Consider the following 13,824-nt stretch of genomic DNA (forward strand, 5'->3'; position numbering starts at 1 on the left):
TCGGGGAACCCGGGGTTAAACCGGACACGATAAGCCCGACTTCCCCGAGATCAACGACAGCGCGCCCCCGCACCGCTACCCCCTCGTTGATCTCGGGAGAAACGACGCTAAAGCCGGCCCGGTAGGGGCGTTTTTCCCGAGATCAACGAGGGGACGGCACCGGGGGTGCGGGCGCCACGAGCGCGGGCGGGCACGCGCCTCCAGTGCCGCGCTGCCGCCCGGACCGCGAGCGACCCGGCGGACGGCAGGCAGGGCCAGGGAACCGCCCGGCTCTGGCCGTCGCTGCCCATCACGGTCACCATGCACACGCGCCGCGCCCGACAGCGCTGCGGTACGGGCCGCTGACCTTCGTCGTCGCCGCCCTCCACCTCACACCCCGGCGGCCCGCCGCCCGGCCGGGGCCCGTAAGCGGGGTACCTGCTCAGCCGCCCCACCCGGACCGGGAGCAGCCAGACGGACGGCAGGCAGGGCCGGGGAACCGCCCAGCTCTGGCCGTCGCTGCCCATCACGGTGACCATGCATACGCGCCGCGGCCGACAGCGCTGCAGTGCGGGCCGCCGACCTGTCCTCGTCGCCGCCTTTGACGCCGCGCCTCGGCGGCCCGCCGCCCGGCCGGGGCCCCGTAAGCGGGGTACCTGCTCAGTCGCCCCGCTCTGGCCGTCGCTGCCCATCACGGTCACCATGCACACGCGCCGCGCCCGACAGCGCTGCGGTACGGGCCGCTGACCTTCGTCGTCGCCGCCCTCCACCTCACACCCCGGCGGCCCGCCGCCCGGCCGGGACCCGTAAGCGGGGTACCTGCTCAGCCGCCCCGCCCGGACCGCGAGCGACCCGGCGGACGGCAGGCACGGCCAGGGGAACCGCCCTGCTCTGGCCGTCGCTGCCCATCACGGTGACCGTGCACACGCGCCGCGGCCGACAGCGCTACCGCGTGGGTCCCCGCCCTCTCGTCGCCGCCCTCACTCCGAAGGGCGGGTGCGAGGCTTGACGTGACCTGGGGCATAACCGTACAAATAACTCGTCAACATTGATGTTAAGTTCACACACATTTTGATGGAGCGGTGGCGGCGGATGGACATCGGAGTGGACGTGGGCACCTCGCTCACCAAGGCGGTGGCGTTCGACTCCCGAGGGCGCGAGGTCGATACCGCCTCCGTTCCCACGGAGCTCGAACACCCCGCCCCCGGGCACGTCGAGCAGGACGCCGGGGCGGTCGCCGCCTCCGTCGGCACCGTCGTGCGCGCCCTCGCCGCGCGGTTGGACGAACCCGTCCGGCTCCTCGCCCTCACCGGGCAGGGCGACGGGCTCTGGCTGCTTGACGAGCGCGGCCACCCCGTCCGCCGCGCCCTGTCCTGGATGGACGGCCGCGCCGCCGGGATCATCACCGAATGGGAGCGCAGCGGCGCGGCCGACGACGTGTTCGCCGCCACCGGCGGCGCCCTGTTCCCCGGCGCCCAGGCCGCCCTGCTCGCCTGGGCCGACCGCCACGAGCCGGACGCTCTGGACCGCGCCACCACCGCCGCGTACTGCAAGGACATGGTGTTCCAGCGCCTCACCGGCGTCCGCGCCACCGACCCCTCCGAGGCCTCGATGCCCTTCGGCGGCACCCCCGCGGGCTACACCTCCGCCGCGCTGCGCGCCACCGGCCTGGAGCACCGCGCCGGCCTCCTGCCCCCGGTGCACACCGGGCCGCCGCTCGCCCCGCTCGACGCCGAAGGGGCCGCGCTGACCGGCCTGCCCGAGGGCACCCCGGTCTCCTCCGGCCCCTACGACCTGCCCGCCTGCGCCCGCGGGGCCGGGGTGGTCCGGCCCGGCGACGGCCTGCTCATCGTCGGCACCACCCTGGCCTGCCAGGTGGCCCGCACCGAGGTGGACACCACCGGCACCCGCGCCGGGATGTCGCTGGCCACGGGCGAGGGCTCCTACCTGCGCGCGATGCCCGCCATGGTGGGCACGGCCGGCCTGGACTGGGCCCTGCGCCTGACCGGCCGCCCCGTGGAGGACCTGGAGTCCCTGCTGGAGGGCTCGCCGCCGGGGGCGCGCGGCCTGCGCGTCCTGCCCTACCTGGCCCCGTCGGGCGAGCGCGCCCCGTTCGTGGCGCCCTATGCCCGCGGGGAGCTGGACGGCCTCAGCCTCCACCACGGCCCCGCCGACGTGGTCCGCGCGATGTGCGAGGGGATCGCCTTCGCCGCCCGGCACTGCCTGGAGGCCGCCGGCCTGGAGGGGCGCCTGACCCTGTGCGGCGGGGGCGCCCGCAGCCGCGCGTGGGTGGAGGTGTTCTCCGCGGTCCTCGGGCGGCCCGTGGCCCTGGCGCCGGGCGCGCAGGCCGGTGCGCGCGGGGCCGTCCTGGCGGGCCTGCGCACGCTGGGCGCCGACGTGGACGAGGCGGCGTGGACGGACGCCCCTGTGTCGGCCGATCCGCCCGGCGCCCTGGTCGACCACTATGACGCGGGCTACCGCCGCTACCTGGCCCGCCTGGAGGCGTCGCGCCCCCTGTGGGAGGAGGACGCGGCCACGGCCGCGGCCGCGCTCGGCTGAGATCCCTGGCCGAGGCCTCGGCTCTGGTCGGCCCCACCGCCGCTGCCGCGAGGAGGACGCGGGTACGGGCACGGGCACGGGCACGGCCGCGGTCGGCTGGGACTCCGGCCTCGACCCACCCCTGCCGCCGGCGCCCCGGGGAGGACGCGGACGTGGGCGCGGGCACGGCCGCGGCGGCAGCCGGCTGACGCCTTCGGCCGCCCCCGGCTCCGGTCGGCCCCGCCGCCCCGCGTTCGCCGGTATGTCCCGTTCCTCCTGGCGCCATAGGGTTGCACCGCGCGGAATGTCGGCCGACAACGCGAGGTTGAATACCGCGAGGGGGTATATTGATGGACGCAGTCACTGACGAGCAGGGGAGCACCCGGATGGCGACCTATGGCTACCACGATGACAAGCAGAGCCACATCAACCGGCTGCGCAGGATCGAGGGCCAGGTCCGCGGACTGCAGCGGATGGTCGAGGACGACAACTACTGCATCGACATCCTGACCCAGACCGCCGCGGTCAACAAGGCGCTGCGGTCGTTCGCCCTGTCGATGCTGGACGAGCACCTCAAGCACTGTGTCGGGCACGCCGTCGCCAACGGCGGCGAGGAGGCCGACGAGAAGGTGCGCGAGGCGTCCGAGGCCATCGCCCGCCTGGTGCGCTCCTGACCCCGGAGCCAACGGACTGAGGAGGCCCCCAATGGCCGGCACCACCATCACGGTCAGCGGCATGACGTGCGAGCACTGCGTGAGCTCGGTCAAGGAAGAGGTCGGCGAGATCCCGGGGGTCACCTCGGTCGAGGTCGACCTCCAGAGCGGGCGCGTGGACATCACCAGTGACGAGCCCATCCCCGCCGACCGCCTCGCGGCCGCCGTCGACGAGGCCGGGTACACCATCTCCGGCTGACCCGGCTCCCCGCGGCGACCGACCCGCGCGCCCGCCCGCCCGGCGGGCGCGCCGTCGTTTCGGGGGCCGGTGCGCCGCCCCCGCCCGTCAGGCGCCCGCCCCGCCCGTCAGGCGTCCGCCAGCCGCTTCGCCTCCGCCTTGGCCGTCGCACCGTCCAGGTAGTGGTCGCCTTCGATGTCCACGAACGCCGACGGCTTTCCGTGGTGGAACCCCAGGCGCGCCACCTCGCCGCCGAGGATCCCGTCGATCACCCAGTTGGCCAGCACGCGCGCCCGCGACGGCGCCGACGGCACCGCCGCCAGGTGGTAGGCGCGCGTAACGCCCAGCGCCGGTAGCCCGCTCAGCTCGTACCCCAGCGGCTTGGCCAGCGCGTCCTTGCCGCTCAGGTCGACCACCAGCCCCATGTCCTTGTGCACGAACGGGGTGAGCGGCCGCCCGAGCAGCGAGGCCACCACGTTGTCGGCGGCCACCACCCCCTGCCGCTGGGCGAACTGCGCGGTGGGCGGGCAGTAGGCGCCGCCCTCCTTCACCAGGTCGGGGACCGCGGCGGCGTCCCCCAGGGCGAACACCCCGTCCAGGCCCTCGGCCGCCATGTCCGCCCCCACGACCAGCCGCCCCCGGTCGGTCTCCCCGTCGAGGGTCCCCATCAGCGGGCTCGGCGTGGTGCCCGCGGTCCAGATGAGGGTGCGGCAGGGCAGCACCCGGTCGTCGGTGAGCGTCACCCGGTTCTCGGTGACCTCCTTGACCGACACCCCCAGCTTGACCTCGATGCCCATGCCGCGCAGCAGGTCCAGGGCCTCGTCGCCGAGCTTGGTGCCCAGCTCGGGCAGGATGTGCGGGGCGATGTCCACCAGGTGCCAGCTGATCAGCGAGCGCAGCTCGGGGTAGCGGCGCGCCATGTCCTCGGTGAGCCGCTCCAGGGAGGCGGCGGTCTCCACGCCGGTGTAGCCGCCGCCGACGACGATGAAGCGGCACCGCTCCTCGCGCTCGACCGGGTCGTCGCTGGCGTTGGCGAGTTCGAGCTGGGCCAGCACGTGGTCGCGCAGGACCACCGCCTCGGCCAGGTTCTTGTTGCCGAACGCGTGCTCGCGCAGCCCGGCGATGTCGAAGGCCCGGGTGAGGCTGCCGGGTGCCAGGACGAGGCGGTCGTAGCGCTCGGTGCTCTTCTCGCCGTTGATCTTCTCGATGACGACGGTGCGGTCGGCGGTGTCGATCCCCATGGCGGTGCCGGGCACCATGCGCGTGCGGCGCAGCACCCGGTGCAGGGACACCGCGATCGACTGCGGCGTGAGCAGGCCGGAGGCGACCTGCGGCAGCAGCGGACTGTAGAGCATGTAGTCGTTGGGCGCGACGAGGACGATCTCCGCGGCCGCCCTCGGGATGCGCCGCTCCAGGCGGCGCAGCGCGTGCAGGCCCGCGAACCCCGCGCCGATCACCACGATCCTGGGACGTGCCATAGCCGAACCACTCCCCCTTCGACGGCCCGCTGCCCGGGCGCCCCCCTGCCGAAACTAATCCCGTCGCGCGCCGCCGGGGAGGGCGACGCGCCAGCGGAGCACACCTTTTGGCCGTGATTTGCGGATGGTCGGATTCCGATACCGGAGGTTCAGCCTCAGATGACCCGTCTATGGTCACACAGAGTTACGATTTGATATCGGAACGTGATCGGTGGGCCCCGTTCCCGCCGATCTCCCGGATCCATACGACCCGAGATAGGGGAGACCATGAAGCGTGTCAGCAAGGCGGCGGCCGTCGCCCTGATGACCGGCGGCCTGGTGTGCGCGGGCGCGACCGTCGCATCGGCGGACGGGTACGACGGCTACGACGGCCACCGCACGCAGGCACCGGACACCGACCTGATCGCGGCGATCACCGCCGTCTGCGACGCTGCGGCGCAGGTGGAGGGCGAGGCCGGCGCCGAGGGTGAGGCCGCGGCCGACGCCGAGGGCGACGCCGGGGCCGAGGCGGGCGCCGAGACCGAGCCCGCCGAGGGCGACGCCGAGGCGGACGCGGGCGGCGACGCGGCCACGGACGCGGCCGGTGACGCCCAGGCCGAGCTGGACGCAGCGGTCAAGACCCTGTGCGAGGCCGCGGGCACGGCCGACCTCGAAGCGCTCGGCGACGCCCTGGGCACGGTGGAAGGCGCCACCGGCGGGGTCGACACCGGCGCGGTGGACGGCGTCACCGAGGGCGTGGACACCGGAGCGGTGGACGGCGTCACGGGCGCCCTGCCCTAACTCCGACCACAGCTGAGGGCCGACCGGGCGCGACCTGCGCCCGGTCGGCCGTCGTATGCCGGGGAACCGGTCGGCCGCCGCCCGACGCGGCGGGGAGGTTCGTCTTCGCGGGCGGCACTGAGGCAGGCGTTAAGACCCGCGCGGATAGGCGGGTGTGCTCGGCGTTGATCTCGGGGAAGTCGGGCTTATGCTGTCCGTTTTTACCCCGGCTTCCCCGAGATCAACGACACGGGGGCGGCGGTCGGCGGCGGAGGCGGCGGCGGACCCCTCCGCCCTCGGAGACGCATTGGGCGAGTCGCAGGCCCGCTACCCCCTCTACTCCCCCTCGTCGACCAGCAGGGCCGCCCGGCCCATGCGGAAGAGCAGTTCGGCCATCGCGTCCGGCGCCAGCTCGCCCGCGCTGTGCGGGGTCGAGTTGAGCAGCCCGAAGGCCGCGTGCACCGCCGCGCGCAGGGCCAGCCGCCCCCGGGCGGGCCGCAGGCGGGCGAGCACGCCCACCCATTCCTCGGCGTAGCCGCGCTGGAGCCGCCGGATCCGGCGCCGCTCCGGCTCGGGCACGTTGTCCAGCTCGCGGTCGTGCACGGTGATCAGCGCGGGCTCCCCCAGGGCGAAGGCGATGTGCCCGCGCAACAGCCCTTCCAGGGCCTCTTCGGGCCCGGCCGCGCCGGCCACCACGCGCTCGCCCTGCTCGGCCAGGCGCTCGCTGACCTCCAGCAGCATCGCCGCCAGCAGCGCCTCCTTGCCGGGGAAGTGCCGGTACAGCGCCGGCCCGGTGGTGCCGACCGCGCGCCCCAGGTCCTCGATGGAGGCCCCGTGGTAGCCGCGCGCGGCGAACAGCCCCGCGGCCGCCCGCAGGATCGCGGCGCGGCGGGAGCCCGCCGCCGCCCGCTCGGCCATGGCCCGCTCCCCTCGATCGCCGTCCGCGCCGGAGGATCGTACCGGCCCCGGACGGTGTGACGCTGGACACCGATGTTAGTCATCACTAACATCGACGATGTTAGCGGCCATTAACACAGAGGGGAACCGATGAGCAGGGCACCCGTGCTCTCCTCGGCGGTGGACACCGGCGGCGCAGCGTTCGCCGCCAACGCCGAGGCCAACCGCGCCCTCGCCGCCGAGCTGCGCGAGCGCATCGCCCGCGCCGCGCTCGGCGGGCCCGAGAAGACCCGCATCCGGCACGTCGAGCGCGGCAAGCTGCTGCCCCGCGAACGCGTGCGCGCGCTGCTCGACCCCGGCTCCCCCTTCCTGGAGCTGTCCCCGCTGGCCGCCTGGGGCCTGTACGGCGAGGACGGCCACGACGCCCCCGCCGCCGGGATCATCACCGGCGTGGGCCGCGTGGCCGGGCGCGAGGTGGTGGTCGTCGCCAACGACGCCACCGTCAAGGGCGGCACCTACTACCCGATGACCGTCAAGAAGCACCTGCGCGCCCAGGAGGTCGCCCGGCAGAACCGGCTGCCCTGCGTCTACCTGGTCGACTCCGGCGGCGCGTTCCTGCCCATGCAGGACGACGTCTTCCCCGACCGCGACCACTTCGGGCGCATCTTCTACAACCAGGCCACCCTCTCCTCCGAGGGCGTGCCGCAGATCGCCGCCGTCCTGGGCTCGTGCACCGCCGGGGGCGCCTACGTGCCCGCGATGAGCGACGAGGCGGTCATCGTCCGCGAGCAGGGCACCATCTTCCTCGGCGGCCCGCCCCTGGTGAAGGCCGCCACCGGCGAGGTCGTCAGCGCCGAGGAGCTCGGCGGCGGCGAACTGCACTCGCGCGTGTCCGGGGTGACCGACCACCTCGCCGACGACGACGCGCACGCGCTGTCCATGGTCCGCGACATCGCCGCCACCCTCGGCCCACGCGACGAGCCCGCCTGGGAGCGCCGCGAGTCCCGGCCCCCCGCACTGGACCCCGACGAGCTCTACGGCATCGTCCCCACCGACACCCGCACCCCCTACGACGTGCGCGAGGTCATCGGGCGCGTCGTCGACGCCAGCGAGTTCACCGAGTTCAAGGCCGAGTACGGCACCACGCTGGTCACCGGCTTCGCGCACATCCACGGCCACCCGGTGGGCATCGTCGCCAACAACGGCATCCTGTTCGCCGAGTCGGCCATGAAGGGCGCCCACTTCATCGAGCTGTGCGACCGGCGCCGCATCCCGCTGCTGTTCCTGCAGAACATCTCCGGGTTCATGGTGGGCCGCGACTACGAGGCCGGGGGCATCGCCAAGCACGGCGCCAAGATGGTCACCGCCGTGGCCTGCGCGCGCGTCCCCAAGTTCACCGTCGTCATCGGCGGCTCCTTCGGCGCGGGCAACTACAGCATGTGCGGCCGCGCCTACTCCCCCCGCTTCCTGTGGATGTGGCCCAACGCCCGCATCTCCGTCATGGGCGGCGAGCAGGCCGCCTCGGTGCTGGCCACGGTGCGCCGCGACCAGAAGGACGCCCGCGGCGAGGAGTGGACCGCCGAGGAGGAGGAACGCTTCAAGCAGCCGGTGCGCGACCAGTACGAGCACCAGGGCGAGCCCTACTACTCCACCGCCCGGCTGTGGGACGACGGCGTGATCGACCCCGCCGACACCCGCACCGTGCTGGGCCTGGCCCTGTCGGCCGCCCGCCGCTCCCCCCTGGAGCCGGTGGGCTACGGCGTCTTCCGGATGTGAGCGGGCGTGGACGATGAGAGGTGGACGATGACGACGACCGACCCCCGCGAGCGCTCCCGGGCCTGCCGGCCGGGCACCGCGCCGTCGGTCCTGGTGGCCAACCGCGGCGAGATCGCGGTGCGCATCATGCGCACGCTGCGCCGCCTGGGCATGCGCTCGGTCGCGGTCTACAGCGACGGCGACGCCGGGGCGCGGCACACGCGCGAGGCCGACGAGGCGGTGCGCATCGGCGGGGCCGCCCTGGCCGACAGCTACCTGAACGGGCCCGCGATCATCGACGCCGCCCGGCGCGCCGGGGCCACGATGGTGCACCCGGGGTACGGCTTCCTGTCGGAGAACGCCGCCTTCGCCCGCCGGTGCGCCGAGGCGGGGCTGGTGTTCGTCGGCCCGCCGCCCGAGGCGATCGAGGCGATGGGCGACAAGATCCGCGCCAAGGAGGCGGTCGCGCGGGCGGGGGTGCCGCTGCTGCCCGGCTTCGCCGAGGAGCCCGGGGCGCCGATGTCCGACGCCGACCTGGCCGCGGCGGCCGACAAGGCCGGGTACCCGCTGCTCATCAAGCCCTCGGCGGGCGGCGGCGGCAAGGGCATGCGGCTGGTGCGCGACCCGGCCGGCCTGGTGGACGCCGCCGCGGCGGCGCGCCGGGAGGCCGCGGCCGCGTTCGGCGACGCCACCCTGCTGGTGGAGCGGTACGTGGACCGGCCCCGGCACATCGAGGTGCAGGTGCTGGCCGACGCCCACGGCACCGTGCTGCACCTGGGCGAGCGCGAGTGCAGCCTGCAGCGGCGGCACCAGAAGATCGTCGAGGAGGCGCCCTCCCCGATGGTCGGCCCCGGCCTGCGGGCCGCCATGGGCGAGGCGGCGGTCGCCGCCGCCAAGGCCTGCGGGTACGTGGGCGCGGGCACCGTCGAGTTCATCGTGCAGGACGCCCCCTCCGGCGGTTCAGGCGAGGTGGAGTTCGCCTTCCTGGAGATGAACACCCGGCTGCAGGTGGAGCACCCGGTCACCGAGGAGGTGGTGGCCGTCGCCGGGCGCCGCGGGGTGGACCTGGTGGAGCTGCAGCTGCGCGTGGCCCAGGGCGAGCCGCTGCCGTTCGCCCAGGCCGACGTCGGCCTGGAGGGGCACGCGGTGGAGAGCCGCGTCTACGCCGAGGACCCGGCCCGCGACTTCCTGCCCACCGGCGGCACCGTGCTGCGCCTGGACGAGCCGGAGGGCGCGCACGTGCGGGTGGACTCGGGGCTGGACGAGGGCACCGAGGTCACCTCCGCCTACGACCCGATGCTGGCCAAGGTCGTCGTCTGGGCGGCGGACCGGGCCGCGGCGCTGCACCGGATGGACGCCGCCCTGAGCCGGTACACGCTGCTGGGCTGCGGCACCAACGTGGCGTTCCTGCGGGCGCTGGTCGCCCACCCGGCGGTGGCCGCCGGGGACCTGACCACCGGGCTGACCGAGCTGCTCCGCCCCGAGCTGGCGCCCGGCGGGGACGCCGCCGTTCCGGCGGAGGTGTACGCGGCCGCGGCGCTGGACCACCAGCTCGGCCTGGAGCCCGAGGGGCCCGGCGCCGACCCGTTCGACCTGCCCACCGGGTGGCGCCCCGGCGAGCACGCCTGGACCACCTGGCGGCTGCGGGCGCCCGGCCGCGACCCGGTCGCGGTCCAGGTGCGGCGGCTGTCCGGGCCGGACGCGGCGCCCGGCGCCCCGGTCGACTACGAGCTGCGGGTGGAGGGCGCCGGGCCCGGGGGTGGGACCGGCGCCGGGCCCGGGCGGGCCACCGCCCACCGGTCGCCGGACGGGCGGTCGCTGACCGTCGCCTCCGAGGGGCGCACCGTCCGCTACGAGCGCGCGTCGGCGGGCGGCGAGCTGTGGCTCGGCCGCGCCGGGGCCGCCTGGTCGTTCACCGACGCCCCCGCCATCGCGCCGATGCGGGGCCCCGCGGCGGCCGGGGACGGCACGCTGCGCAGCCCCATGCCCGGCACCGTGCTGGCCGTGCCCGTCGCCGTGGGCGACCGGGTGGAGGCCGGGAGCCCCGTCGTCGTCGTGGAGGCGATGAAGATGGAGCACGCGGTGACCGCCCCCGTCGACGGGACCGTCGCCGAAGTGGTGGTGCGCCCCGGCGACGCGGTGGCCATGGACGCCGTCCTGGCCACCGTCGCACCGGAAGCCGCGGAGACCCCGCGGGAGACCGACACCGACTCCCCGACCCAGGAGTGACCGCCATGACCAGCACGAGCAGCACCGGATCCGGCCCGCTCTCCGCCGAGCACGAGGAACTGCGCCGCACCGTCGAGGCCTTCGCGCGCGACGAGGTGGCGCCGGTCATCGGCGACTACTACGAGAAGGGGGCCTTCCCCTACGACATCGTGGCCAAGATGGGGCGGATGGGCCTGTTCGGGCTGCCGTTCCCGGAGGAGTACGGGGGCATGGGCGGGGACTACTTCGCCCTGTGCCTGGCCCTGGAGGAGCTGGCCCGCGCCGACTCCTCGGTGGCGATCACCCTGGAGGCGGGGGTGTCGCTGGGCGCCATGCCGATCTTCCGGTTCGGCACCGACAAGCAGCGCGAGGAGTGGCTGCCGCGCCTGTGCTCGGGCGAGGCGCTGGGCGCCTTCGGCCTGACCGAGCCGGGCGGCGGGTCGGACGCGGGCGCCACCCGCACCACCGCGCGCCTGGAGGAGGGGCGGTGGGTCATCGACGGCACCAAGTCCTTCATCACCAACTCCGGCACCGACATCACCGCGCTGGTGACGGTGACGGCGGTGACCGGCCGCAAGCCGGACGGGCGGCCGGAGATCTCGACGATCCTGGTGCCCTCGGGCACGCCCGGGTTCACCGTCGGGCAGAAGTACTCCAAGGTGGGCTGGAGCGCCTCGGACACCCGTGAGCTGGTCTTCCAGGACTGCCGGGTGCCGGAGGAGAACCTGGTGGGCGAGCGGGGGCGGGGCTACGCCCAGTTCCTGCGCATCCTGGACGAGGGGCGGATCGCGATCGCCGCGCTGTCGGTGGGGCTGGCCCAGGGGTGCGTCGACGAGAGCCTGCGCTACGCGGGCGAGCGGGAGGCGTTCGGCTCGGCCATCGGCGGCTACCAGGCGATCCAGTTCAAGATCGCCGACATGGAGGCCCGGGCGCACACCGCGCGGCTGGCCTACTACGAGGCGGCCCGGAAGATGCTGGCGGGCGAGCCGTTCAAGAAGGAGGCCGCCATCGCCAAGCTGGTGTCCTCGAACGCGGCGATGGACAACGCACGGGACGCCACCCAGGTGTTCGGCGGCTACGGCTTCATGAACGAGTACGCGGTGGGCCGCTTCTACCGCGACGCCAAGATCCTGGAGGTGGGCGAGGGGACCAGCGAGGTCCAGAGGATGCTCATCGCGAGGGAGCTGGGGCTTCCCGCGTAGGGGCCCACCAGCCCCGGTTCGGACCCGTCCGCCCCGGCGGGGTGTCGGCCGTGCCGCCGACACCCCGCCGGGGCGGCGACTGTGCCGGTACGGCCGCATTCATCCCGGGCCGCCCGACAACGGGCACCGGGTCCTCCGCCACCTCCTCAGCGGGGGGGCGGTGCGTCAGGTGCGTCAGCCGTCGCGTGGCCGCTCGACGTTCCGGGCGGTGGGGCTTTCGGCGCCCGAGGACCTCTTGGACCTCCGGCCGAACATCTGCCAGGCGCGGAATCCGATGCCCGCCACGACGAGCACGATGGTGCCCACGGCCGCCCAGGGGAAGGCGACGTCCTCGGCCTCCTCCCCGTCCCCGGTGCCGTCCACCGCCGCGAGGGCGGTGGCGCCCTCCTCATCGACCGCGGCTCCCCCGGTGGTGGCGGTACCGGCCGCAGGGACCACGGCCGGAGGAGCCCCGGCCGCCGAGGCCGGCGCCGGGACGGGCACGGTGAACGCCATGGCGACACCGAGGACCGTCGCGGCGAGGAGGAAACGCGGAGATGTCATACAACTGCGATGCGCGCGGGCCCACACGCGTTCCATCGTCTCCGCGTCACGCACGCCCGGCCACGCTGCGTGGCGGTGCGCGCCCGGGGCCGCGCCGGTCGCCCTGACCGACCCGGCGGCCCCCGCACGCACCCACGACTGCAACAATGGGCATTGACAACGTTTTCGCGGCACGTGCCGCTGGAAGGGAACAGGCGACCGTGTCCACTCCCGCCGGGACCGCCCCCGCGCCCGACCGCGCCGACGCGCCCCGCATCGCCTACGACCGCGTCGGCCGGGGCTCGCCCGTGGTGCTCCTGCACGGGATCGGCCACCGGCGCCAGACCTGGTACCCGGTGATGCGCGAGCTCGCACCGCACCACGAGCTGATCGCCCTGGACCTGCCGGGCTTCGGCCAGTCCACCGCGCCCGCCCCGGGCGCCCCCTACGACGTGGACTGGCTCGTCGACACCGTCGGGCGGATGTGCGCCGGGCTCGGCGTCGAGCGGCCCCACGTGGTGGGCAACTCCCTGGGCGGGGCGATCGCCCTGGAGCTGGGCGCGCGCGGGGCGGCGGCCTCGGTGACCGCGTTCTCCCCCGTCGGGTTCGCCCCCACCGGGAGCCACGCGGGCCTGCGGGCACTGGCGGCCGGTGCGCGCGTGGCCGGGCTGGTCCCCGAGCCGGTGCGGGTTGCCGCCGCCACCAGCCCGCCCGCCCGCTCGATCGCCCGCCGGGTGCTGCGCGGCGACCCCTCCTCGCCCGCCGCGCAGGGGCTGGCCTTCGACGCGACCCTGGTCAGCGCCGGGTCGCCGTTCGTGCGCCTGGTACCGCGGGTGGCCGGGTACCGGTTCTCCCACCGCGAGGTGCCGTGCCCGGTGACGGTGGCCTGGGGCGACCGCGACCGGCTGCTGCCCCCGTCGGGGGCGCGCACGGCGCTGCGCCGCATCCCGCACGCCCGCCTGGTGTCGCTGCTGGGCTGCGGGCACATCCCCATGGCCGACGCCCCGCGCCGGGTCGCCGCCGAGATCCTGCAGACGGCCCGGACGGCCGGAGGGCCCCGCCGGGAGGGCTGGGAGGGCTGAGAGGTCAGCCCAGTTCGAGCCCGTAGGCCAGCAGGGTGAGGCCGGGAAAGGGGTCCCAGTCGCGGTCCGGCAGCCGCCGGAACCCGCGCCGCTCATAGATGCGCTGCGCGGCGGCCATCGTGGGCTGGGTGGACAGCACCACGCGGTGCGCCCCCTGGGCCTCCGAGCGCTCCACGACCGCCTCCACCAGGGCCCGGCCCACGCCGCGCCCGCGCGCCGCCGGGGAGACCGCGAGCGCGCGCACCTCCGCCTCCTCCGGGGCGCGGGCGACGTCGCTCGAAGGCCGGTAGTCCTGCAGCATGACCGTGCCCAGCAGGGCGCCGTCGGCGTCCTCGGCCACCAGCACCTCCCCGCCGTCGGCACCGAGCCTGCGCAGCACCTCGGCGTAGTCCGGGCCGGCCTTGAGCATCCCGTCCGACTCGTAGGCGGCGACCCGCAGGTCCCCGACCGCCTCCCACTCCTCCGGACGCACACGGCGAATGATCATGCGGTCGAGTGAACCAGACGCCGGGG

Annotated in this window: 12 protein-coding genes; 8 read left to right on the forward strand and 4 right to left on the reverse strand. The window is 75.2% G+C overall.

Going from position 1 to position 13,824, the window contains the following annotated elements; genetic code table 11:
* The first annotated feature begins 1,071 nt into the window (after positions 1–1,071).
* From O4J56_RS19590 to O4J56_RS19600, 3 genes are all read left to right on the forward strand, one after another.
* Entirely contained in the window at positions 1,072–2,538 is a 1,467-nt protein-coding gene (locus O4J56_RS19590; protein ID WP_270687565.1) for an FGGY-family carbohydrate kinase, read from the forward strand.
* 365 nt (positions 2,539–2,903) lie between these two features.
* Positions 2,904–3,191: a metal-sensitive transcriptional regulator gene (locus O4J56_RS19595; RefSeq protein ID WP_017541090.1), complete on the forward strand. Its 288-nt coding sequence runs from the start codon at positions 2,904–2,906 to the stop codon at positions 3,189–3,191.
* Positions 3,192–3,222: 31 nt separating this feature from the next.
* A complete protein-coding gene (locus O4J56_RS19600) occupies positions 3,223–3,429 on the forward strand; it encodes a heavy-metal-associated domain-containing protein (protein WP_270687567.1) in 207 nt (68 codons plus the stop codon).
* A gap of 107 nt (positions 3,430–3,536) precedes the next feature.
* Here O4J56_RS19600 and O4J56_RS19605 read toward each other — a convergent pair whose 3' ends face one another.
* Positions 3,537–4,886: an NAD(P)/FAD-dependent oxidoreductase gene (locus O4J56_RS19605; protein WP_270687568.1), complete on the reverse strand. Its 1,350-nt coding sequence runs from the start codon at positions 4,884–4,886 to the stop codon at positions 3,537–3,539.
* A gap of 267 nt (positions 4,887–5,153) precedes the next feature.
* Here O4J56_RS19605 and O4J56_RS19610 point away from each other — a divergent pair, with 267 nt between their 5' ends.
* On the forward strand, positions 5,154–5,666 hold the full coding sequence (locus O4J56_RS19610; RefSeq protein ID WP_270687569.1) for a hypothetical protein: 513 nt from the start codon (positions 5,154–5,156) through the stop codon (positions 5,664–5,666).
* A 315-nt stretch (positions 5,667–5,981) separates the two neighbouring features.
* Here O4J56_RS19610 and O4J56_RS19615 read toward each other — a convergent pair whose 3' ends face one another.
* Complete coding sequence (locus O4J56_RS19615) at positions 5,982–6,563, reverse strand: SACE_7040 family transcriptional regulator (RefSeq protein WP_270687571.1); 582 nt, start codon at positions 6,561–6,563, stop codon at positions 5,982–5,984.
* 144 nt (positions 6,564–6,707) lie between these two features.
* Between O4J56_RS19615 and O4J56_RS19620 the strand changes: the two genes are divergently transcribed.
* Genes O4J56_RS19620 through O4J56_RS19630 form a run of 3 tightly spaced genes read left to right on the forward strand, consistent with a single transcriptional unit; the run spans position 6,708 to position 11,707 of the window.
* Positions 6,708–8,318, forward strand: coding sequence for a carboxyl transferase domain-containing protein (locus O4J56_RS19620; protein ID WP_270687611.1), 1,611 nt, complete (start codon positions 6,708–6,710; stop codon positions 8,316–8,318).
* A gap of 27 nt (positions 8,319–8,345) precedes the next feature.
* Positions 8,346–10,526 carry an acetyl/propionyl/methylcrotonyl-CoA carboxylase subunit alpha gene (locus O4J56_RS19625; protein ID WP_270687573.1) on the forward strand — a complete coding sequence of 727 codons (2,181 nt, stop codon included), beginning with the start codon at positions 8,346–8,348 and terminating at the stop codon, positions 10,524–10,526.
* Between the two features lie 5 nt (positions 10,527–10,531).
* A complete protein-coding gene (locus O4J56_RS19630; RefSeq protein ID WP_270687574.1) occupies positions 10,532–11,707 on the forward strand; it encodes an acyl-CoA dehydrogenase family protein in 1,176 nt (391 codons plus the stop codon).
* 174 nt (positions 11,708–11,881) lie between these two features.
* Here the strand turns inward: O4J56_RS19630 and O4J56_RS19635 are convergent, their stop codons facing one another.
* A complete protein-coding gene (locus tag O4J56_RS19635; RefSeq protein WP_270687576.1) occupies positions 11,882–12,250 on the reverse strand; it encodes a hypothetical protein in 369 nt (122 codons plus the stop codon).
* 200 nt (positions 12,251–12,450) lie between these two features.
* Between O4J56_RS19635 and O4J56_RS19640 the strand changes: the two genes are divergently transcribed.
* Complete coding sequence (locus O4J56_RS19640) at positions 12,451–13,311, forward strand: alpha/beta fold hydrolase (RefSeq protein ID WP_270687578.1); 861 nt, start codon at positions 12,451–12,453, stop codon at positions 13,309–13,311.
* Positions 13,312–13,315: 4 nt separating this feature from the next.
* Here O4J56_RS19640 and O4J56_RS19645 read toward each other — a convergent pair whose 3' ends face one another.
* Positions 13,316–13,798 (reverse strand): GNAT family N-acetyltransferase, encoded by a 483-nt coding sequence (locus O4J56_RS19645; RefSeq protein ID WP_270687580.1) that lies wholly within the window; start codon positions 13,796–13,798, stop codon positions 13,316–13,318.
* Positions 13,799–13,824 lie beyond the last annotated feature (26 nt).

This window comes from Nocardiopsis endophytica (assembly GCF_027706725.1).
Lineage (GTDB): Bacteria > Actinomycetota > Actinomycetes > Streptosporangiales > Streptosporangiaceae > Nocardiopsis_A > Nocardiopsis_A endophytica.